Source organism: Acidovorax sp. (assembly GCF_046314175.1).
GTDB lineage: Bacteria > Pseudomonadota > Gammaproteobacteria > Burkholderiales > Burkholderiaceae_C > Acidovorax.
In genome coordinates, this window is sequence record NZ_JBKBXG010000018.1 from 32,086 (window position 1) to 51,989 (window position 19,904).

Annotated in this window: 19 protein-coding genes and 2 pseudogenes; 5 read left to right on the top strand and 16 right to left on the bottom strand. The window is 65.2% G+C overall.

From position 1 onward, the window contains the following. Window positions 1-16: 16 nt before the first annotated feature. On the bottom strand, window positions 17-856 hold the full coding sequence (locus tag ACK4OE_RS07160) for an ornithine carbamoyltransferase (protein WP_409883994.1): 840 nt from the start codon (window positions 854-856) through the stop codon (window positions 17-19). A 101-nt stretch (window positions 857-957) separates the two neighbouring features. Then, window positions 958-2,139, bottom strand: coding sequence for an MFS transporter (locus tag ACK4OE_RS07165; RefSeq protein WP_409884032.1), 1,182 nt, complete (start codon window positions 2,137-2,139; stop codon window positions 958-960). A gap of 497 nt (window positions 2,140-2,636) precedes the next feature. On the opposite strand from ACK4OE_RS07165, the gene ACK4OE_RS07170 reads away from it, so the two are divergent. Next, the gene (locus ACK4OE_RS07170; RefSeq protein ID WP_409883995.1) at window positions 2,637-2,987 is read left to right on the top strand and encodes a hypothetical protein; all 351 of its coding nucleotides are present in this window, start codon (window positions 2,637-2,639) and stop codon (window positions 2,985-2,987) included. 202 nt (window positions 2,988-3,189) lie between these two features. Here the strand turns inward: ACK4OE_RS07170 and ACK4OE_RS07175 are convergent, their stop codons facing one another. Continuing rightward, window positions 3,190-3,696: a hypothetical protein gene (locus tag ACK4OE_RS07175; protein WP_409883996.1), complete on the bottom strand. Its 507-nt coding sequence runs from the start codon at window positions 3,694-3,696 to the stop codon at window positions 3,190-3,192. Continuing rightward, the gene (locus ACK4OE_RS07180; RefSeq protein ID WP_409883997.1) at window positions 3,680-4,504 is read right to left on the bottom strand and encodes a DUF6502 family protein; all 825 of its coding nucleotides are present in this window, start codon (window positions 4,502-4,504) and stop codon (window positions 3,680-3,682) included. The genes ACK4OE_RS07175 and ACK4OE_RS07180 overlap by 17 nt, the downstream gene beginning before the upstream one ends. Before the next feature lie 208 nt (window positions 4,505-4,712). On the opposite strand from ACK4OE_RS07180, the gene ACK4OE_RS07185 reads away from it, so the two are divergent. After that, complete coding sequence (locus ACK4OE_RS07185; protein ID WP_409883998.1) at window positions 4,713-6,770, top strand: beta-propeller domain-containing protein; 2,058 nt, start codon at window positions 4,713-4,715, stop codon at window positions 6,768-6,770. Between the two features lie 81 nt (window positions 6,771-6,851). Here ACK4OE_RS07185 and ACK4OE_RS07190 read toward each other — a convergent pair whose 3' ends face one another. The 5 genes and pseudogenes from ACK4OE_RS07190 to kynB all read right to left on the bottom strand — a co-directional run bounded on the left by ACK4OE_RS07190 (window position 6,852) and on the right by kynB (window position 10,003). Beyond that, entirely contained in the window at window positions 6,852-7,070 is a 219-nt protein-coding gene (locus ACK4OE_RS07190; RefSeq protein ID WP_409883999.1) for a hypothetical protein, read from the bottom strand. A 13-nt stretch (window positions 7,071-7,083) separates the two neighbouring features. Beyond that, a complete protein-coding gene (gene kynA / locus ACK4OE_RS07195) occupies window positions 7,084-7,974 on the bottom strand; it encodes a tryptophan 2,3-dioxygenase (RefSeq protein ID WP_409884000.1) in 891 nt (296 codons plus the stop codon). 2 nt (window positions 7,975-7,976) lie between these two features. Further along, the gene (gene kynU / locus ACK4OE_RS07200) at window positions 7,977-9,287 is read right to left on the bottom strand and encodes a kynureninase (RefSeq protein WP_409884001.1); all 1,311 of its coding nucleotides are present in this window, start codon (window positions 9,285-9,287) and stop codon (window positions 7,977-7,979) included. Continuing rightward, window positions 9,284-9,358: pseudogene (locus tag ACK4OE_RS07205) on the bottom strand (hypothetical protein); the annotation flags it as partial. The pseudogene ACK4OE_RS07205 and the gene kynU, both read right to left, overlap by 4 nt. 18 nt (window positions 9,359-9,376) lie before the next feature. Then, the gene (gene kynB, locus ACK4OE_RS07210; protein ID WP_409884002.1) at window positions 9,377-10,003 is read right to left on the bottom strand and encodes an arylformamidase; all 627 of its coding nucleotides are present in this window, start codon (window positions 10,001-10,003) and stop codon (window positions 9,377-9,379) included. Between the two features lie 14 nt (window positions 10,004-10,017). On the opposite strand from kynB, the gene ACK4OE_RS07215 reads away from it, so the two are divergent. Then, window positions 10,018-10,242: a hypothetical protein gene (locus ACK4OE_RS07215; protein ID WP_409884003.1), complete on the top strand. Its 225-nt coding sequence runs from the start codon at window positions 10,018-10,020 to the stop codon at window positions 10,240-10,242. A 1-nt stretch (window position 10,243) separates the two neighbouring features. Here ACK4OE_RS07215 and ACK4OE_RS07220 read toward each other — a convergent pair whose 3' ends face one another. The 7 genes and pseudogenes from ACK4OE_RS07220 to ACK4OE_RS07250 form a co-directional block, all read right to left on the bottom strand. Beyond that, window positions 10,244-11,713 (bottom strand): sensor histidine kinase, encoded by a 1,470-nt coding sequence (locus ACK4OE_RS07220; RefSeq protein ID WP_409884004.1) that lies wholly within the window; start codon window positions 11,711-11,713, stop codon window positions 10,244-10,246. Further along, the gene (locus ACK4OE_RS07225; protein WP_409884005.1) at window positions 11,682-12,368 is read right to left on the bottom strand and encodes a response regulator transcription factor; all 687 of its coding nucleotides are present in this window, start codon (window positions 12,366-12,368) and stop codon (window positions 11,682-11,684) included. The genes ACK4OE_RS07220 and ACK4OE_RS07225 overlap by 32 nt, the downstream gene beginning before the upstream one ends. Beyond that, window positions 12,365-12,889, bottom strand: a complete 525-nt coding sequence (locus tag ACK4OE_RS07230) for a hypothetical protein (RefSeq protein ID WP_409884006.1) — start codon at window positions 12,887-12,889, stop codon at window positions 12,365-12,367. The genes ACK4OE_RS07225 and ACK4OE_RS07230 overlap by 4 nt, the downstream gene beginning before the upstream one ends. Before the next feature lies 1 nt (window position 12,890). Continuing rightward, entirely contained in the window at window positions 12,891-13,709 is an 819-nt protein-coding gene (locus ACK4OE_RS07235; RefSeq protein ID WP_409884007.1) for a MipA/OmpV family protein, read from the bottom strand. 231 nt (window positions 13,710-13,940) lie between these two features. Next, a pseudogene (locus ACK4OE_RS07240) lies at window positions 13,941-14,272 on the bottom strand (YkgJ family cysteine cluster protein). A 36-nt stretch (window positions 14,273-14,308) separates the two neighbouring features. After that, on the bottom strand, window positions 14,309-15,712 hold the full coding sequence (locus ACK4OE_RS07245; RefSeq protein WP_409884008.1) for a sensor histidine kinase: 1,404 nt from the start codon (window positions 15,710-15,712) through the stop codon (window positions 14,309-14,311). Between the two features lie 8 nt (window positions 15,713-15,720). Further along, on the bottom strand, window positions 15,721-16,386 hold the full coding sequence (locus tag ACK4OE_RS07250; RefSeq protein ID WP_409884010.1) for a response regulator transcription factor: 666 nt from the start codon (window positions 16,384-16,386) through the stop codon (window positions 15,721-15,723). Window positions 16,387-16,557: 171 nt separating this feature from the next. Between ACK4OE_RS07250 and ACK4OE_RS07255 the strand changes: the two genes are divergently transcribed. Together ACK4OE_RS07255 and ACK4OE_RS07260 are read left to right on the top strand one after the other, a co-directional pair. Continuing rightward, a complete protein-coding gene (locus tag ACK4OE_RS07255; protein ID WP_409884011.1) occupies window positions 16,558-17,568 on the top strand; it encodes an N-acetyltransferase family protein in 1,011 nt (336 codons plus the stop codon). A gap of 134 nt (window positions 17,569-17,702) precedes the next feature. Next, a complete protein-coding gene (locus ACK4OE_RS07260; protein ID WP_409884012.1) occupies window positions 17,703-19,904 on the top strand; it encodes a TonB-dependent receptor plug domain-containing protein in 2,202 nt (733 codons plus the stop codon).

Here is a 19,904-nt window from a genome sequence, read left to right on the forward strand (position 1 = left end):
GCGCGCCTCGGCGGGTTCATCGATCAGCAGGGCCGTCCGCGCCCATCGCCCAGCGGATGATGGCCGCCTGCACCGGCAGCAGCAGTTCCTTTTGCTGGTAGCCCACAAAGCCCGGGTACTCCAGCGGGTCCACGGTCAACTCGCGGCCGAGGGTGAAGGGCGGCGTGGGTAGCAGGGCGGGGCTGCCCATAGCGGCCAGGTGTTCCTCGGTCAGCGGGGCCATGTCGGCCTGCGTCTGTGCGTCGGCCTCGGCACCTGCGGGCCAGCAGTCGGTGATGACGACGTCCACTGCGCCAGGCAAGGCAGACTGCTCTACAAACGACACATGTGCCAACGCCTCATGAAAACGGCGGTGGCAGACCTGCACCAGCTCCAGCCCCAACACCTGCGCCAGTTCGTGCCATGACCGGAAAACATTGGTGCTGGGCCCCCACAGGCACACCCGCGCCTGCGCCAGCGGCTTGATCTGCGTATCGACGTAGTAGGCGTCGGTCAGCACCTCGCACGGGTGCCCCGCAGCCGACATGGCGTTGATGACGGGGCGCCTGGAAGCGGCCGCAAACTCTGAAAGCCGCGCATGGTCGGACTCGCGCACCACGTACAGCGCATAAAACGGGTCGAGGTAACCGGCCAAATCACACGGGCGTTCGCTGGTCTGCAACAGGTGCGGCAATTCGGTAAAGGCCAAGCCCAGCTGGCGGAACGCCTCGATGAACGTGGTGCGCGTGCGGATGCCCTTGCCCTCAAACGACCATGCCACCGTGCCTTGCAGCGGGGCCGCTGCGGGTGCATCGGCCAGCGACCAGATATGCCGGATGTCGTCGGCTTGCAGGTCCGTGAGATGGATGAGGTTCATGCGGGCGGTCTTTCGATGAAGAGGGGCAGCAGCAAAAAAACCGCTGGACCCTGCAGCGTACTTCAGGTGGTGGCGCGTGGCCGATGCCCCGCGGGCGCCGGTCAGTGGGCTGGCGCGGGCAGGCACCTGAACGCCAGGGCACCCGCAGCCAGCATGCCGGCAATGGTCAGCATCACCGCCACATAAGGGTCGGCACCCTGCGCGGCGGCGATGGAGGCCGCCACGCCAGTCACCCACTGCATCAGCGCTACGCCCAGAAACAGCGCCATGGTGAAGACCGCCATGGCCCGCCCTGTGACGGCAGGCGCGTAGGCCGAGCGCACGTCCGAATACTGCAGCACCATGTAGCCCGACAGCAGGCCCACGGCAATGGAGCCCGCCACGTCCAGCCATTCGGCATGCAGCAGGCCGATGGCGCCGAAAAGCGCTGCCAGCAGCACGGTAAAGCCGGTGATCCAGCTGCGGCGTTTGCCAGGGCCGGGGTCAATGCGCCCGAACAGTGCGGGTGTGAACAGCGACACCAGCGACGAGAGCATGGCCACGTTGCCGCTGGCAATCAGCGAATAACCGTGCCGCTCGATGAGCAGCGGCCCCAGCCACAGCCCGCGCAGCGTGAGGAAGGACGCATACGTCGTCAGCGCCAGCAGCATGATGCCGGCAGTGTGCGGCAGCAAAAACAGCGCGCCAAACCCGCGCACCGCCTGCAGCACTGACTCACGCGGGGGCGCATCGTGGGTGGGTTGCTGCACGGGCTCGTGCACCTTCCAGAAGATCAGCAGCCAAGCCAGCACGGCCAGGCCCGCCAGCACTGCAAACCCCATGCGCCAGGACGACAGTTGCACCAGCCACGCCAGCGGCGTGCCCGTGAACAGCATGCCCAGCCCGCCCACGCCCATGGCCACGCCCGACACCATCGCAAACCGGCGGGCCGGAAAGTAGCGCGCAATGAACACCGTGCATACCAAAAACGCGGGCGCGCAGCCCACGCCGATCAGCACCTGCCCCAGCAGCACCCCGCCATAGCTGGGCGCCAGCGCCGACAGCACCGCACCCGCAATCGCCAGCGGAAACGCCACCAGCAGCGTGCGCCGCACTCCATATAGGTCAATGCCAATGCCCATGAACAACTGCATGGTGCCGAAGGCAAACGCAAACGCGCCCGCAAACACGCCCAGCGCCTGTGCCGACAGGCCGAACTCTGCCTGCAGCCCGGTGGCCATGATGGCGGTGATGGTGCGAAAAGCCTGGCTCAGACCAAAGCCGGAGATCAGCGCGAGCAGCATGACCCACGCGGTGCGCGCGGGCAGCGGGGGGGCGGGGGAGTTTGCGGTGGGCACGTAAAGAGTCGATGGGGTTGGGGGGCGGGGGCAATGCGGTGCCCAGGTTGTCGAGCGTAAACCCGTATGGGCGGGGTGCCTGTCGCCGGGAGCCATCTCCAAACCCGCTGCCTGCCGTCACACCACGGTCACCCATGCTGCGGGTAAACCCCGAATTTTCACCGTCTTTGCCCGCGTCATGAGGGTGCAACCTGCCGCCCGCAGACTCTGCGCAATACCCGACGCAGGGATCACCCCAATCGACGGCCCCGGTGGCGTGGGGCACTCTTGCATCCGTGCTTCGGTTGTTAGCGGTTTTTGGTTTTTTGTGAAGCGCTGAATTCGAGGCTGCATTGGCAAGATTTGTGCTTATGACGTCTTGCAAGGCTCCCTACAGTGGGGCCTTGGGCCACAGTTGCAGGTTATGCGGGTGCTGCAAGGCACGCCGCAATCAGGAGTAACGGATGAAGAAGTTGGTACCACTGGGTTCGAGTTTGCTGGCAGCCCTCCTGACCACTGGATGCGCAAGCGTCCCCGCCGAGAAGGTGGCGTTTGGCGAGCGCAGCAACAACATGCAGTTTGCATGTGGCAACGGCGACAAGGTGGAGATGCAGTTCTTCCCCGAGCAAGGCATGAGCGTGCTGGTGCGCAATGGCTGGACGGTCGGGCTGCCCGAGCAGGCCACCGACACCGGTTACGCCTACAGCAACGGCCCCACCACGGTGCGCGGCCAAGGCAACGAGATGACCATCCAGATCGGCTACCTCACCCCCATCTGGTGCCGTGGGCGCCCCATGTTGGTGTCGGGCCGCTGAAGGCTGGCATTGCTGGCCCGGTTTGATGCCGGGTGCTCAGACGGTAGCCGCCTGGCGGCAGGCCAAAAAAATTCAAAAATGATAGCTGCTAGCGCCTGACCATCAAGCGCTAGCAGCTTTTTTTATGTATTTTTTGGGCGTTCCAGCCACTTCACTGCCGCAGAGCGGGGTGCACCCGGTGCACAGTGGGTTTCATTCCGGATCATTCACTGCCCGCTCCGCACGCAGCAGGCGTTGCCGCGCGGAAGCCCTGTTGCAACGTGACCGGCGCCAGCAGGTTGGCCCCCGTGGCGTCGCGCATCGTCAGCGCCACCTCGCGGCTGTCGGCCGTGGCTTCGCTGAACTGCAGTCGCATCACGGCAGGCTGGCGTGTGGTCTGGGGCTGGCCGTTGACCACCTCGGTCGTCTCCAGCGTGCCTTCCAGCACGGCAACGCCTTGTTCGTCCAGACCCCACGGGCCGATGTAGATGAATCGTTGGCAGGCGGCAATGAATTCCACCCGGTCGCTCTCTAGCTGCAGCGTCACGCCAGGGCAGTCTTGCGCACAGGGCGCGCCCGTCGAAAAGCCTGGGCCTGCATAGTTGAAAACGCCGGTGATGGGGCCTGTGCCCGTGCCGCCGGTTCCCGGCCCGCAGGCGGCCAGTGCCAGCAATACCGAAACGGCGCATGCCTGAAGGGCGCGCCTTGCAAGATCAGGAAGGGTGGTCATCTTTGTCTGCCGCGTAGAAGTAGCTGCCAAACCGCGCGCGGTGAATGCGCAGGTTGGGGTCGGTGTGTTGCTGGTCGTGGTCAAAGCGGGCCTGCGCCTCGGTCATCACCGTTTTGAAGGCCTGGCGCCAGGCCTTGGCGGCCACTGCATGCAGGCGCCGGGCCGACTCGTCGCTGAGCTGGTCCACAAACACCGCCTGCTCCAGGTAGTTGTGCTCGCCCTGCAGGTTGAGGGCGGCGGCAGCGATGTGGTCGTGCAGGTTGTCCTGCATCAGCTGCGCCATTTCGGCAAAGCCCTGGCGCGGCACAAAGCCCGTGGCCAGCAGCGTGACGTGGTCGTTGTCCTCCTGCGCCATGCCCAGGCGCACCAGTTCGTCCAGCACCGCGCGGGGCCGCACGTCGCTGCTGATGCTGGCCACGATGGCGTCGAAGTGGGGTGCGTCTCCGGTGCGGGGCAGGGGGCGCGGCTGGCCCTCGTCGTCCAGGCAGTCTGGCTGGCTCAGCCAGCGTGCCACCACCTGGCTGGCCATGTTCAGTGGCGTCTCAAACCCGTCGTCCTGCGCCTGGGGTTCTGCCAGGCGGCCCAGGTTGCGCACATCGCGCCGGTGCACGCCCGACATGAGGCTGACTGCACTGTCCGTGGGTTTCTTGCCGCTGTCACGCAACTCGTCATGGGCGGCATCCAGAAACACCTTCTTCATTGCCACCGCAAACGCCGGGTACGCCACGCCATTGCGCAGCAGCAGCCGCGCCAGAGGGCGCAACACGTGCAGAGCACAGGCCAGGACGATGGCGGAGCGGGAGGACATGGTCAAAAACTAAGGGAACAGCAGGAACGGGTTGCCATTGTGCTTTGGTTGTCGTCTGCAAATTTGAGGTCTGCAAATTTGACGTCTTAAAGTTGCGTGGGATATTATCCCACTCATCTGCGGCAGGTGTGGCCCGTGATGGCGCAACACCGGATTGAAAGAACGCATGCGCCCGCCCGCCGCAGATAACTACTTGGAGAAACAAAAAATGACGAACTGGGAATCAAGGTTGGGCGTGCATATGGGCTGGGGCGTGCTGTGCGCCGCTGCGTTTGTGGCGGGCTGTGGCGGTGGCAGTGGCGATGCAGGTGGGCCACAGGCGCCCAACGAGGCGCGGCTGCAGAGCGCGCGAACGGGCGACCTGGTGGGCTACTTCAAGACCAAGGTCGCCCAGCGCGTGGCGGCAGGGTTGCCAGGCACGGCCATCACCGTGCCCACGGTGGGTGGGCTGACCACGGCGGGCTCGGTGGTTGCCAACACCGGCACGCCCCTGGTGGGTCCGGTGGTGGAAGAGGACGGCCTGATCAAGGCCGACGGCAGCATGGTGTATGCGCTGCACCGCAGCATCACCACCGGGGCCGGTACAGAGCCACCGCGCTTTTCTGCCATGGCGCGGCTGGTGGATGGCAGCCTGCGCAGCGTGGGGCGCGTGACGCTGGATTCCAAGTTCACTCCCTATGGCTTTTATGTGGCCGGTGGCGGCACGCGCGCTGCGATCCTGTCACAGCAAGACCCGTATGCTGGCAGGCAGCCGGGCATCGCCTTTGCGGCCGCACCGCCGCTTGCGGGCGACGGCACCGCGGAGACGACCGTGGTGCCTGAGTACAGCCGCACCTTGTCGCTGGACGTGTTCTCCATCGGCAAGGACGTGGCGCCCGCACAGCTCAAGCAGATGCGCATTGATGGCTTGGTGGTGGGCAGCCGGCTGGTGGGCAACACGCTGTACCTGGTCACCACCTGGTCGCCCGATCTCACGCGCTTTTCCGTGGCGGCGGGCGCAACGGCACCGGCCGTGGACACGGCCCTCAAAGACCTGAAGACGGCAGACATCCTGCCCACGCTGCGGGTAGATGGCGGCCAGCCCCAGCCGCTGGTGGCCGAGGCCGACTGCCTGGTGCAAACGGCCAACGCATCGCTGGCGCTGCAGGTCACCACGGTCACTGCCATCGACCTGTCCTCCACCAGCTTGGCACGCAGCAGCCGGTGCTTTGCGGGCGGCAGTGAAGGCCTGCACATGGGCGTGGCCAGCGTGTATGTGGCCAGCTCGCGCCAGTACCGCTATGTGGGCGATGTGGCCAACACCGTGTTCCCCACGGGCAGCCGCACCGACATCCACCGCTTTGTGCTGCGAGGCGCGCAGGTGGACTACAGCGCATCGGGCAGCGTGGATGGGCACCTGGGTTGGGACATCGGGCGGCTGCCCGCCCGCATGAACGAATACCAGGGCGACCTGCGCGTGGTGAGCTACACCGGCCAGACGGGCCAAAGCGGAACCGCGCCCATCACCATCCAGTCCAAACCCGTGTCCACCGCCGTGTTGTCAGTGCTGCGCGACAACCCGGGCGACAGCCGCCTCACGCTGCTGTCCAAGCTGCCCATCCGGCAGCGGCTGTCGCCCCTGGGGCAGGGCGGCCAGCAGATCGACACGGTGCACTTTGCGGGCGCGCGGGCCTACGCCACCACCTTCTTGCAGACCGACCCGGTGTATGCGATGGACCTGGGCAACCCCGCCAACCCGGCGATGGCGGGCGAGTTTGCTGCGTCGGGTCATAAAGACCATCTGTTTCCCTTGCCCAACGGCTGGCTGCTGGGCATTGGCCAGGACCGCATCAATGGCGGCACGGCAAACGGCATCCCGCTGGCGCTGTTTGACGTGCGCAACCCTGCCCAGGCACGGCGCGTGGCCACCGACACGCTGGGCCTCGACGGCAGCACCACGACACTGGGTGGAGTGCGCCCGGTGCTCAACGTGCTGCAACAGGGCTCGCGCGTGTTGATTGCCTTCCCGGCGCGAGCCACGCGGGTGTCCGCCATCGTTGGAACGCCGCCCCCAGTGCGGGGCGAACAAGGCGCTGCGCGGTGGGAGGTGAACACCAACACGGGCACGCTCAGGCAGCGGTCAATGCTGGGGACCCTCACCTCAGCGGACCCTTTTGTGCCGGGCTGGAACGGCCAAAACGAGCTGTGGAACGAACGCAGCCTGCAGATCGACAACGCTGTCTATCAGCTGTCGGGCGGGCAGACGTTTTACAAGGTGGGCGACTGACCTTGCAATGAGGTAATGATTTAAAAATGATAGCTACTAGCGCTTTATGGATAGGCGCTAGCGGCCATTTTGGTTTGAAATCTATGCGCCAGAGCCTGCGCGCAGCCGCTGCAGCTCGGCTTCAGCCACGTCGATGCGCACGGTGCCCTGCGCCACCAGCACCTGCGCCACGCGGTCGATCTCGTCGCCCACGGCGCCCGCCATCATCGCGATGTTCTGCGCATGCAGGGCCATGTGGCCCTTCTGGATGCCAGTCGTGGCCAGGGCCTTCATGGCCAGGAGGTTCTGCGCCAGGCCCAAGGCCGGTTGTGGTTCAGAGATCGGTGCGCAGCTTCCAGATCTCGGGGAACAGCACCACGTCCAGCATCTTGCGCAGGTAGCTCACGCCGCCCGTGCCGCCGGTACCGCGTTTGAATCCGATCACGCGCTCCACCGTGGTCACGTGGCGGAATCGCCAGAGGCGGAAGGCGTCCTCGATGTCAGTGAGCTTTTCGCCGAGCTGGTACAGGTCCCAGTACTTCTGCGGGTCGCGGTAGACCGCCAGCCAGGCCTCTTTGACCGCTTCGCTTTCCATGTACGGCTGCGTCCAGTCGCGCTCCAGGTGGCTTGCCGGAATGTGCAAGCCTTCCTTGGCCAGCAATTGCAGCGACACGTCGTACAGCGAGGGCGTTTCGTACGCCGACCGCACCTGGGCCAGCAGGTCGGGGCGGTGCTCATGCGGCTTGAGCATCGCGGCGTTCTTGTTGCCCAGCGAGAACTCGATGGCGCGGTACTGGTAGCTCTGAAAGCCGCTGGAGCTGGCCAGGTACGGGCGCATGGCCGTGTACTCGGGCGGCGTCATGGTGGCCAGCACGCTCCATGCGCTCACCAACTGCTCCATGATGCGGCTCACGCGGGCCAGCATCTTGAAGGCCTCGGCGCGGGTGCCCGTATCGGGGTTGGCAATACGGTCGATGGTCGCGCGCAGCTCGTGCAGCATGAGCTTCATCCACAGCTCGCTGGTCTGGTGCTGCACGATGAACAGCATCTCGTCGTGCGCGGGCGACAGCGGCTTTTGCGCGGTGAGGATGGCGTCGAGCTGCAGGTAGTCGCCGTAGCTCATGCTTTTGCTGAAGTCGAGCTGGGCGCGCTCTTCGTGCACGATGGATTCGGGCAGGGCCACGGCCTTTTCATCACCCGCGGGAGTTTGGGAAAAGGGGCACATGATCAGGTCACCGCGTGGGTCTGGTTGAACTCGGGCTTTTGCCAATCGCCGCTTTCCAGCACCTGGCGCAGATGCTCCACCGCGTTCCACACGTCTTCAAAGCCGATGTACAGCGGCGTGAAGCCAAAGCGCAGGATGTCCTTGTGCGGACCCTTGCCCCCATCGCCCTTGCGGAAGTCGCCAATCACACCGCGCGCGATCAGCGCTTGCACGATGGCGTACGCGCCGCTGCCCTGGCCGTTGACGCCAGCACCTTCGTCACGCGTCAAACAGACCTGCGAGCCACGCTGTGCATGTTCACGCGGTGTGGCCAGACCCAGGCCGTGGCCTGCGCAGCGCTCTTCTACAAGCTTTATGAACAGGTCTGTGAGTGCCAGCGACTTGGTGCGCAGTGCGGCCATGCCGCCCAGGTTTTCTGCGGCGGTGAACACGTCCAGCCCGCATTGCAAGGCCGACAGGCTGATGATGGGCTGCGTGCCACACAGGTAACGCGTGATGCCCGGGGCAGGTTGGTAATCCGGCGTAAAGGCAAAAGGTGCCGCATGGCCCCACCAGCCCGAAAGCGGTTGCCAGAACCGGTTGGCGTGGCGCGGGTGCACCCACACAAAGGCCGGGGCGCCAGGGCCTCCGTTCAAATACTTGTAACCGCAGCCGATGGAGAAGTCGGCGCCTGCGCCGTTCAAGTCCACGGGTACGGCACCTGCGCTGTGCGCCAAGTCCCATACGCACAAGATGCCCTCGGCGTGCGCCGCAGCGGTGATGGCCGCCATGTCGTGCATGGCACCGGTGCGGTAGTTCACGTGCGTCAGCATCAGCACCGCCACGTCGCTGGTCAGCGTGGCGGTGATCTCTTCGGGCTCCACCAGCACCAGCTCTAGCCCACGCTCTTTGCACAGGCCTTCGGCGATGTAGAGGTCGGTGGGGAAGTTGCTGCGCTCGCTCACGATGCGCTTGCGGGCGGGGCTGTCTTCGCGGGCGATGTTCAGCGCGGCGCTGAGCACTTTGTAGAGGTTGATGGAGGTGCTGTCGGTGCACACCACTTCATCTTTGCCCGCGCCGATCAACGGTGCCAGCTGGTTGCCCAGGCGCTGGGGCAGGTCCACCCAGCTTGCGGTGTTCCAGGATTTGATGAGGTCCGTGCCCCATTCGCGCGCCACCACTTCGGCCACACGTGCTGCGGCGGCTTTGGGCAGCACGCCCAGCGAGTTGCCGTCGAGGTAGATCACGCCCGCAGGCAGGCTGAAGTGCTCGCGCAGCGGTGCGAGGGCGTCTTGCGCATCCAGGGCGCGGCAGTCTTTGAGGGTTGTCGTCATAGCGGTTCAGGTCGGTTACTTCTATTTTGATAGCTGCTAGCGCTTATGGGATAAGCGCTAGAGGCCAAAAAGGCTTGAAATTTGTGGTGTCAGAGCGCTCGCAGCACGGCGCGCACGGGTGACGCATCGGCGGTGGTCAGCTTCAGCGGCAGGGCGATCAGCTCGTAGTGACCCTCGGGCACGTTGTCGAGCACCAGGTTCTCCAGCACGCGCAGGCCCCGGCGGCGGATGACCTGGTGACTGTCGAGTGTTTTGCTGTCGGCCGGGTCGATGCTGGCGGTGTCGATGCCCACCAGCAGCACGCCCCGGTCGGCCAGCCGCTCGATGGTGTCAGGGGCGTAAGCGGCCAGCTGGCCGTCCCACTGCTCGGGGGCCTGCGCGTAGGTGCGCACCAGCACGCGCGGGGGCAGGGCGTCATCCACTGCGTGGGCAATGTGGTCCCAGGTGATGAGCGGTCCGCAGCCAATGGCGTGGACCACGCGGCAGGGCCCAAGGAACGCGTCGAGCGATACATCACCAATCGTGGCGCCGTTTTCGTCGTAGTGCAGTGGCGCGTCGGCATGGGCGCCCACATGGGGCGACAGAGTGATGGCGCTGACGTTGACCGGGCAGCCGGGGCCGATGGTGGCGCACCACTGCTGGCTGTAGGGCGTGTCGCCCGGAAACACCGGGCTGCCCGTGTGGATGGGTGGGGAAATGTCCCAAAGCTTTTGCATGGGATGTGAAGGTAATGGCCTGGATTTTTTGCGGTGTCGGTTATTTCCAACAGAGGCTATTTTTTAAGACCTGGTGGGTCTGCGAGGCTGAACGCTGGGGCTGGCCGCACGCCTTGCCCGTTTTGCGCTGCACCGTGCCGGTGCTGTTGGCGATCTGCGCAGTAGAGCAGGAAGCAGCCATCCTGCGAGCGCTTGCGCTGGCAAATTGTGAATTCGCACAGGTGCCAGCGAACCCTTAGATTAGTGTCCTGTTGGCGATGGGGGCGATGGGGGCGATGGGGGCGATGGGGAAGCCGGTTGCGGGTGCTCGGAGTGTTGTGCCCGCCCATCTGCAGACGGAAAGCGGACACGGACCTCCAGCCCCACAGCACCAGGGCGTGCCTCAATCTGCCATTGGTGCGCGTTGGTGATTTCCTGGCAAATGGACAGGCCCAGGCCAGCGCCTTTGTCGCGCCGCGCCGCGCCGCGCCAGAACCTGTGGAAGAGTTTGTCCAGCTCTGCCGGATGGACACCGGTGCCTTGATCGGCCACGCTGAACCCGTCGCGGTGGGCAGTTATTGTGACGACGGTGCCTGCCGGGCTGTGCTGAATGGCGTTTTCCAGCAGATTCTTGAGCAGCGTGAACAGGGCCCCGCGGTCAGCCCTCCAGAACGCAGCAGCCCCGTATTTTTGTGGCCGCATGCCAAAGGCAATCTTTACGCCGTTGCGCTCGGCAATACGGTCCATGTACTCGCAGACCTCTGAAATGGCGGCGAGCGGGTGCACTTCTTCGATCCGATAGTTGTGGGTCTCGCTGGCCTCGGCCAGGTGCAGCAGTTGCTGCACCTGGCGCGCCATGTGGTCCACATCCTGCAGCAGATACGTGTTGTTCTGCGTTGCCGGCATCAGTTCGACCTGCGCCCGGATGAGGGCCAGTGGGGTCTTCAACTCGTGCGCGGCGTTGGCCAAAAACTCTTGCTGGGTGCGAAAACCCACCTGCAGCCGGTCCAGCGCGCGGTTGAACGCATTGATCAAGGGGGCCAATTCCTCCGGCAGGTCGCGGGCCTGAAGGCGTGCATCCAGTGTCTGCGGTGTTATGCGCTGTGCTTCCAGAGAGGCCGCACGCAGCGGAAGCAGCATGCGCTGCAGGGTCAGGTGCGTTGCCACCAGAAACACCGCCAGGAAGGTCAGGCAGGTGGCCAAAATCCCATGCTGCAATGCCGGTGTGCCTAAGGAATCGCGCAGCTTCAGCACCAGTCGGTCGCTGGCCGCAAACTGCACGTACCAAGTGACACCATCGTGCTCAATGGGGGCGGTGCCCGCGTGCATTTGCACGCCATTGCGTTCCAGCGCGAACCTTCTGACGGCTGGGTTGAAACCCTGGCCCTGCGGTGCCAGGACATCGGCTTCGCCTGTGGGTGAAAACGCTGCCCGGCCCTCGGGGTCGACAATGCGTACCGCCAGTTCTTCCTTGAAGCTGGTGAAGAGCCACGTTTCAATTTTTTGCTCGTCAAACCCCGTGGGCTTGCCATCGGCCGAAAACTGGGCTCTTGTCGCGATGTTTTGGGCAAAGTCTTCTGCCCCGTACTGCAGCATGTACCGGTTAAACGGACCTGCCATAAAAAAGGCCATTGACCCCACCAGGAGGGCACTGACCAGCATTGCAACGCCATACACCGCCAGCAGGCGGGCGCGCAGGCTATGGGGCCACTGAAACTTCACGAAGGGCATAGCCTTGGGTTCGAAGGTTGACGATCTGCATGCAGGACCCTGCCGCAGTCAGCTTGCGGCGCAGCCTGTGCAGGGCCACATCCAATGCGTTGGGGGTGACGGCCTCTGTCATGCCCCAGGCCGCAGCCTCCAGTGTGGAGCGCTTGACAGTCTGACCTGCTTTGCGGGCCAGGCACAGCATGATCTGCAGTTCTGTGGCCGGCAAGAAGACGGTGGCGCCAGCACAAACCATGTGCCCGTGTTCGGGGCTGACGCAGACGTCGCCATGGGTAGGGGCAAATTCCTGCACGTTGGCGGGACGCCGCAGGAGCGCACGCACCCGTGCCACCAGCTCTTCCATTGGGAAGGGTTTGGTGAGGTAGTCGTCAGCGCCAGAGTCCAGCCCTTCGAGGCGGTCATGCAGGGCGTCCCGTGCCGTGAGCATCAAGCACGGGGTGGCGCTGCCCGAGGCTCGCAGACGCTTGACCAGATGCAGCCCGTCACCATCTGGCAATCCTCTGTCCACGACGACCACTCCGTAGGTGATGTCTTGCAACGCTAGCCACGCGGGCGCGACCGCGTGAAACACATCGGTTTCGATACCCGCATTGCCCAGTGCCTGGCGCACAAGCGCTGCCAATCTCGTATGGTCTTCAATCAGTGCAATACGGTTCATACGGAGCTTGCCGGTTGATCTTGTGCGGTTGCCAGCAGGTGGGCCGTGAGCCGTGCGATGCGCTGAGGGTTGGCCCGCTGCAGGGTAGCTTGTTCCATCCACAGGGTTTCTGCGGCCGCTCTGCAATGGTCCAGCAGGCGGGCATCGCAATCATCATAGGCACATGCCTCTTCGATGAAATCATTCCAGATGGCCCGGTAGCTGTCATCGGCCATCAAGGCCACTGCCGCAAAGTGCCCCTTTGGCCTTTGGAGCGCGTGCTCGCTGACGCACTGCAGGTAGGCCCTCAGATGCCTGGTGGCACCGGGGGGCTCTGTACCCAGCATCTCCATCATTGCTTTCCGAAACCCCCGCACCAGGCGCTCAAAGACCTCGTCCAGTTGGGCGCGGTGTTGCCCGTGGGGGCTGTGCAGCCGCTTTTCGACGCCGGGATGGCGTCTCTTGGCTTCTTCAGTCTGCTCCCCGGGGGTAACGGGATACAGATCTGCCACTGCGCTTTCAGGGAGGCCCAGGGGTCTCATCTCAAAAGCGGTACAGGTAGCCGACGGTGGCCCGCGACAGGCTGGACCGCCCCACAATGGGACTGAGTTTGATCTCGTCGGGCAACTGGGTGGCGCTGACGTCGAGAAAAACAGTTTGTTGGGCCTGGAGCGAATAGTCCAACCGCACGCCGACCTCCATCACGGTGGCTGCCTTGCCGATGTACTGAGGGCGGATGATGGGCACGGCTTCATTGGCCTTCACACCGAAGTAGTAGTCCACATACTTCTTGTCCAGCCATTGGGCCTCGACCCTGGGCGTGACGCCCAGTTTTCCGAAGCCGAAGCGCCGATCCAGCTGCAGCGACACCTTTTGCCCCTTGCTGTTGCTGGATGCGTCAGCGGTCCATTCGGCAGTGGCCCGGGCGATGGGGTTCAGCCAGGTGGCAGTGCCGCCAGCCCAGAAGCTGCCTTTGCGCTCGTCCATGCCGGTCAGGATCGGGGCATCGCCAGCCTCGTAGCCGGTGGGTTCGTACTTGAGGCGTGCCGCCAGCGCGATGGAGCTGCTGGCACCCACAGGCCAGTTCCCCAGCTTGACATCCGCGCTGGTGCCTGCGACGCGCAACCAGGAGTTCTCGTAGTTGATCAAAGGCAACGCCCGGGTTTTGTTGTCTGCGCCCAGGTAAGGGCTTTGGAACACCCCCACTCCGATGCCCAGGCCCCATTGCGACGAGGGTATGGACGATGCTGGAGGTGCAGATTGGGCTGTCGCATTGCCTGCCAGGGCAAGGCCGGTGAGGGCTGCTACGGCGATGCGGGTCAGAGGTGCCGCGTGTGGCGCGAGTGTCTGTGGCGTGTGCATGGATAGAACCCTGGATGTGAAGGCATCCATGTTCTCCCGCTCGTACTTACCGGCTACTTACTGGCTACCTGCGGCCATTGGGTGTTGTTTTCGCCAATCTGCACTTGCGCAATTGGGATGCATCGCCAGCTGAGGCTTGGGGCGAACTGCTTGCATCGGCCCTGTTTTGCGCAGTGGGATGTCAATGCCGTGCCAGGAGCCTGCTGGCTGCAGTGGGTGTCTGACCGTTGCTCAGTAACCCAGTCCTTCCGCCAGCGGCGGCAGCCCGTGTCGCAGACGCGCTCGGTGGCAGGTATCGTCCCCCGCCTCGAACTCGCGGCAGGGCGAGGGGCGCCATTCGTAGATGCCGCAGGCCGCTTTCTCGCCGATCTTGCCGGTGGGCGCCGCTCAGCGCGCAGGCACGTGGTCGGTGCCGCGCATGCGGCAGGGGGTGCTGGTCACTGTCACGGCCAGGCTGCCCGGCACGGTGCCACCCCTCTCCTGCTTTCTTCTTCTGCAAAGTCCACGCGAAAGCTGGCGCAGCAGGCGCCACAGGTCAGGCATGGGTGGACGGAGTCGGGCATGGCGGGCGAAATGGTGAGTGGATCGCCTGTGCGGATTCAGGCGCTGCGGGGCAGGGGAATGCTAACGAAAAATCCCACGCCCTGGCCGTTCAAGCCTTCGCCCACCTGCACCTGCCCACCCATGCGCCGCACGGCCTGCCGCACGATGGCCAGGCCCAGTCCCGACCCATTGGCCGCGTGCCCAACGCCCCGGTAAAAACGCTCGAACACCCGGCTGCGCTCGGTGACCGGAATGCCCGGTCCATCGTCTTGCACCACCAGGTGCAGCAGCGCGCCATCGTGCCGCAGAGCCACCGCCACATTCCCCCCGGCCGTGGCGTAGCGCACCGCGTTGTCGATGAGGTTGTGCACGATGGATTCGAGCGCAGGCAGGTCCAGCCGAGCGGGCAGCGTGTCGGGCGCGTCCAGCGACAGCTCGATCTGCTGCGCCATGGCCTGCGGCGCGGCCTGCGCCAAAGCGGCGCGTAGCCACTGCGCCACGTCCAGATCGCGCGGTGCGGGGCGCTGCGCTTCGTCCAGCGCGGCCAGGTCCAGCAGCTGCTGCGCCAGGTGCGAGGTGCGTGCAATGGCCTGCTCCAGGTGCGCCTGGGCCTGCGTGCGCTCGTCTTCGCTTTGCGAGCGGGCCATGACATGGGCTTGCGCGGTGATCACGGCCAAGGGCGTGCGGATCTCGTGGGCGGCGTCCTGCACAAACGCGCGTTCGCGCTCAACCTTTTGGCGCATGCGGGCCAGCAGGGTATCGAGCGATTGTTCCAGCGGTTTGAGTTCGCGGTGGCGGGCGTTGAAGCCCACGGGTTGCAGGTCGTCGGTGTTGCGCTGGGCGATGCGGCGGGCCAGTTGCTGCAGGGGCTTGAGGCCGTTGCGCACGGACAGCCACACGGGGATCAGCACGAAGGGGGCGGCCAGAAGGAGGTAGGGCACCAGCGACCGCGCGTTGCGCGAGAGGAAGGCCGCGTCCGAGCGCTTCGGGTCTGCAATGGTCAGCACCCAGCGAGCTTTGTGGCCTGCGTAGATGCGGTGCACCTGGCCACTCACGAGGGTCTCAGTGATAGTCCCGTCGTGCGCCCGCGTAGGCAGCGTCTGCCAACCGGGCGACGCGTATATGGGCTCGCCCCGTGCATCTGCCAGTTGATACAGCGAGGTGCCCGGCATCACGCCGATCTGGCGACGGCGGATATTGGTCCAACTATCGGTAGACGCCAGTGCGGCAGCTGCAAGCGCTGGGTCGGAAACGTTCGCCAGCGATGCCAGCACAGCGTCACCGTATTTTTGCAAGCCGGGTTCGTTGGCGATGGTCTGCTTATAGGTGATGAAGAGATAGCCCAGCAGTACCGCCCACACCAGCACGAAGGCCAGCACAACAGACACGACACTGCGCCGCACCAGCGTCGGCTCGGCCAGCTTTGCCCACGCTGTGCGCAGCGGTTGAGGAATGAACATGGCGCGCGTCATGACTGCAGCAGATAGCCCACGCCCCGCACAGTGCGGATCAGCTCCGCTCCGATCTTGCGGCGCAGGTTGGACACATGCACTTCGATGGCGCCAAAGTCCACGGGCTCGCCCAACGGGTCGAGCCGTTGCGACAGCACGCTTTTGGACACCACCACCCCTGGCTCGCGCGCCAGCTCCAGCAGCAGTTGAAACTCGCGCGGTGACAAGTCAAGCGCCGCGCCTCCGCGCTGCGCGGCATGGCGGCGCGGCTCCACCACCAGATCGCCCAACACCCAGCGCTCGCTGGCCTGGCGTGCACTGCGGCGCAGCACGGCGCGGATGCGCGACATCAGCTCGGCCGTGGCAAAAGGCTTGATCACAAAGTCGTCTGCCCCGCCATCCAGCCCGGCCAGCCGGTCTTCGACCGCCGAGCGCGCTGTGATCACGATGATGGGCACTTGCCCGCCCTGGCCTGCCTGGTTGCGCCAGCGCGCGAGCAGGTCAAAACCACTGCCGTCGGGCAGGGTCAGGTCCAGCAGCACGCAGTCCACCGTGGTGGCGTCGACCATGGCGGGCGCATCCACCGCGCGGCGCAGCCATTCGCTGGTCAGGCCCTCCACCTTCAGCGCGGACTGCAGAGCGCGGCCCAGGTCCAGGTCGTCTTCGATGAGCAGGATGTGCATGGGGTGCGATTGTGGCGGGTGTGGTGGCGGCTGTGCGCTGCCTCAAGCGGTGCCTTTAGCTGGCGTTAAGGCAGCGCTTTGCACAATGTGGCAGCGCGCGCAGCGCAATGTGGCCCGTGTACCGGCACTTGAGGGGTAAAAAGAATGGACGGAACTGGGGAGGAGGCCCTTGTGGGCCATAGCAAATCATTGAGGGGGCCATCGGCGCTCTCGCAGCTGGTGTTGCGGCCGTTTCGCGGCCCATCGGACTTTCCGGCCATGGCCGAGGTGGCCAATGCCAGCTTTGATGCCGATGGGGTGCTCGCACGGCGCACACCCGAAGACCTGGCGCGCGACTACGCCGCTTTCACCCAGTGCGATCCGTACCAGGACGCAGTAATGGCCGAGTTGAATGGCGAGCTGGTCGCCTATGGCCGGTGCTGGCGGTTCACGCAGGCCGACGGGTTGACGCTGCACGCGCAAATCGGTTTTGTTCCAGGGCGTTGGCGCGGGCGCGGCATTGGCCGTGTGCTGCAGGGCTGGATCGAGCAGCGGCACCACACCGTGGCAACGCAGCAGCCGGGCGGCCCGCACGTGCACCATGCCTATGTGCAGCAAGGCGAGGAAGCGCGCGCGAAACTGCTGCAGGCCAGTGGCTATGCGCCAATGCGGTACTTCTTTGAAATGCTGAATACCGAACTGCATGCTGCGCCCGACTTTCCCATGCCGCAAGGGCTGGAGCTGCGGCCCGTGTTGCCCGAGCACTGCCGCGCCATTTGGGACGCGCACCACACCGCGTTTGAAGACCACTGGGGCATGGCGCCTCCCTTGCCACGCGACTACGACACCTGGCTGGAGAGCCGGATTTTTCAGCCCGCTCGCTGGCAGGTAGCGTGGGACGGCAATGAGGTCGCAGGCCAGGTCCGCACGTACATCAATGAGGACGAAAACCGCCATCTGTCCAGGCGACGGGGCTACACCGAGTTCATCAGTGTGGGCCGCAAGTGGCGCAAGCGCGGTCTGGCAAGGGCATTGATTGCCCGCAGCCTGCGCTTGTTGGCCGACGAAGGGATGGTCGAGTCGGCATTGGCGGTGGATGGCGAGAACCTGACGGGCGCTAATCGGGTGTATGCGGACTGCGGTTTTCAGGTGGTCAAGCGCAACACGATTTACCGCAAGCCGCTGGAGGTGCCCAGGCTGTAGTCGCGGCGTGCGCTGGCTCCGCAATCACCTGTCGCTGGGATGCTGCAGTTCTGCGACACCCGGGTGCAAAAGGCATGGGCCTTAGGCTGCGCTTAAGCCTTGCCCCCGGACAATCTGGCACAGAGAGGGTGTCTATGAAAAATCGAACAACACACAAAAGCCATCGCATTGCCATCTGGGCAGCATGCGTAGCCTCCGCGGCAGGGAGTGCCGCATGGGCGCAGGGCACGCCAGACGGAACAGGCGGCGCAACCCCACAGCTTGATGGCGTCACGGTCACGGCACGCAGGTCCTTGGAGCAGCGGTTTTTTGCGGCCGGTTCGCTGGTGGTGGTGGACCGCAGCGACATCGAGCAGATGGGCGCGTTCTCGGTGGCCGATGTTCTGCGCCAGTTGCCGGGTGTGCAGGTGACGCCGAGTGCTGACGGCAGCGTGGAGATCCGCATGCGCGGCATGGAGCGCGGCGCCACGCAGTTGCTCATTGACGGCCAGCGCGTGGGCGGCAAGCGCACCCAGTTACCCATTGACCAATTGCCGCCCGAACTGATCGAACGCATCGAGGTGGTGCGCGCGCCCAGCGCAGAGTTCTCGGGTGCCACGGGCGGCACGCTCAACATCGTGTTGCGCCAGGCCACCGTGAAGCGCGAAACCACGCTGCGCCTGACCGACAACCACGTGTGGGGCCGCAATGCGGGGCAGGCGTTCTTCTCGCGCACCGGCCCCTTGGGGGTAACGTCCAAGGGCGCTGACGAGCCTCGCGAAGCGGAGGCCAGCCAGCCCTGGTCGTACTTCGTCGCCGCGTCGGCGACAGGGCTGCTGCTGGGTTCGGACACGCACCGCAGCACGCAGCGTGCCGGGGCTGAAGTGGCGCAGTCCGACACCAGCGCCCGCTACAAGCGCACCGACTACGCACTGGTGCCGCGCATCAGCGGAAAGATCGGCGCGGCAGACCAGGTGACGCTGCGGGCAACGCTCAGCAAGGCAGACTTTGGCGGCGTGGCCGACAGCGTAGGCAGCGGCGATGGCACCTACGCTTTGAACTCACAAGAATCACACTACTACGACCGTCGCTATCTGCAAGCGGCCGCCGACTGGACGCACCGCTTTGCTGCCAGCAAGCTCGAAACCACGCTGACCGCCAGCCGTGCCAGCGACACCGTGGACCGCAGAGGCGAGCTGCTACGCAACATTGGCGGGGGTGGTGCTGTGGTCAAGGACAGCTACAGCTTTGTGGACGACCGGCGCGAAGACGTCTGGAGCCTCAGCAGCAAGCTCACCGGCACGGCCGATGCGCTGCTGTGGAGTGCCGGGGCGCAGCTGGAAGACCGCAAGCTCTTTGTGAGCACCAACGCGAGCGGCGCCATGCCGGTGAACTCGGGTCTGGACGCTGGCATCCGCCGCTGGGTGGTCTGGGGGCAAAACGAATGGGAGCTGCCCGCCAGCACCACACTCACGCTGGGCCTGCGCGGCGAACGCGTGGAGCTCAACGGCGGAAGCTCTGCAGTGGCGGGCAGCAAGCAATGGAACATCCTGCAGCCATCGCTGCACACCCGCACGCCGCTGTCCGACGACCTGCAGTGGCGTGTGAACCTGGCCCGCGTCACCCAGTTGCCGCGCGTGTGGGACCTGGTGGACCGGGTCATCCCCAGCCAGGGCAGCAACAGCCTGGGCAACCCCGACACCATCGGCAACCCCAACCTGCGCCCGCAGGTGGCGTGGACGCTGGACACTGGTTTTGAGCGGCGCCTGGCCAACGGCCACGCAGGCCTGAATCTGTTTGTGCGGCAGATGAGCGATGTGCTGGCGCCCACGCTGGCATTGAATGGATCGCGATGGGTGGAGCAGCGTGCGAACGTGGGCGACGCGATGGTGTGGGGCCTGGAGGCCGATGCCCGCACGGGGCTCGCGTGGCTGGGCCTGGGGCGCGACTGGACGCTGTCGGCCAACGCCAGCCTCTTGCAGTCGCGCATGACCAGCGGGACCAACGAAGGGCGGCGCATCCCCGGGCAGGCGCGCTATGTGGCCACGCTGACCGCTGCCAAACCCATGCCGCGCAGCGGCGGCTGGTATGGCGGCGCCACGTTGACCATGACAGGGCGTGCCGACCAGGACATCAACGCCACGCTCACGGGCCAGAACCGCGTGAGCGCCATGCTGGACTTTTACGTGGGTCAGCTGGTGCGCGGACTGGGGTATTGGCGGCTGGGCGTGTACAACGTGGGCGACGCGCACTTCCGCCGGGACCGGGTGGATGCTTCGGGCGCGGCGCCTGTGGTCAGCCGCAGCAGCATGCAGTGGACGCCACGGGTGTACCTGACCGTGGGCACTCAGTTTTGA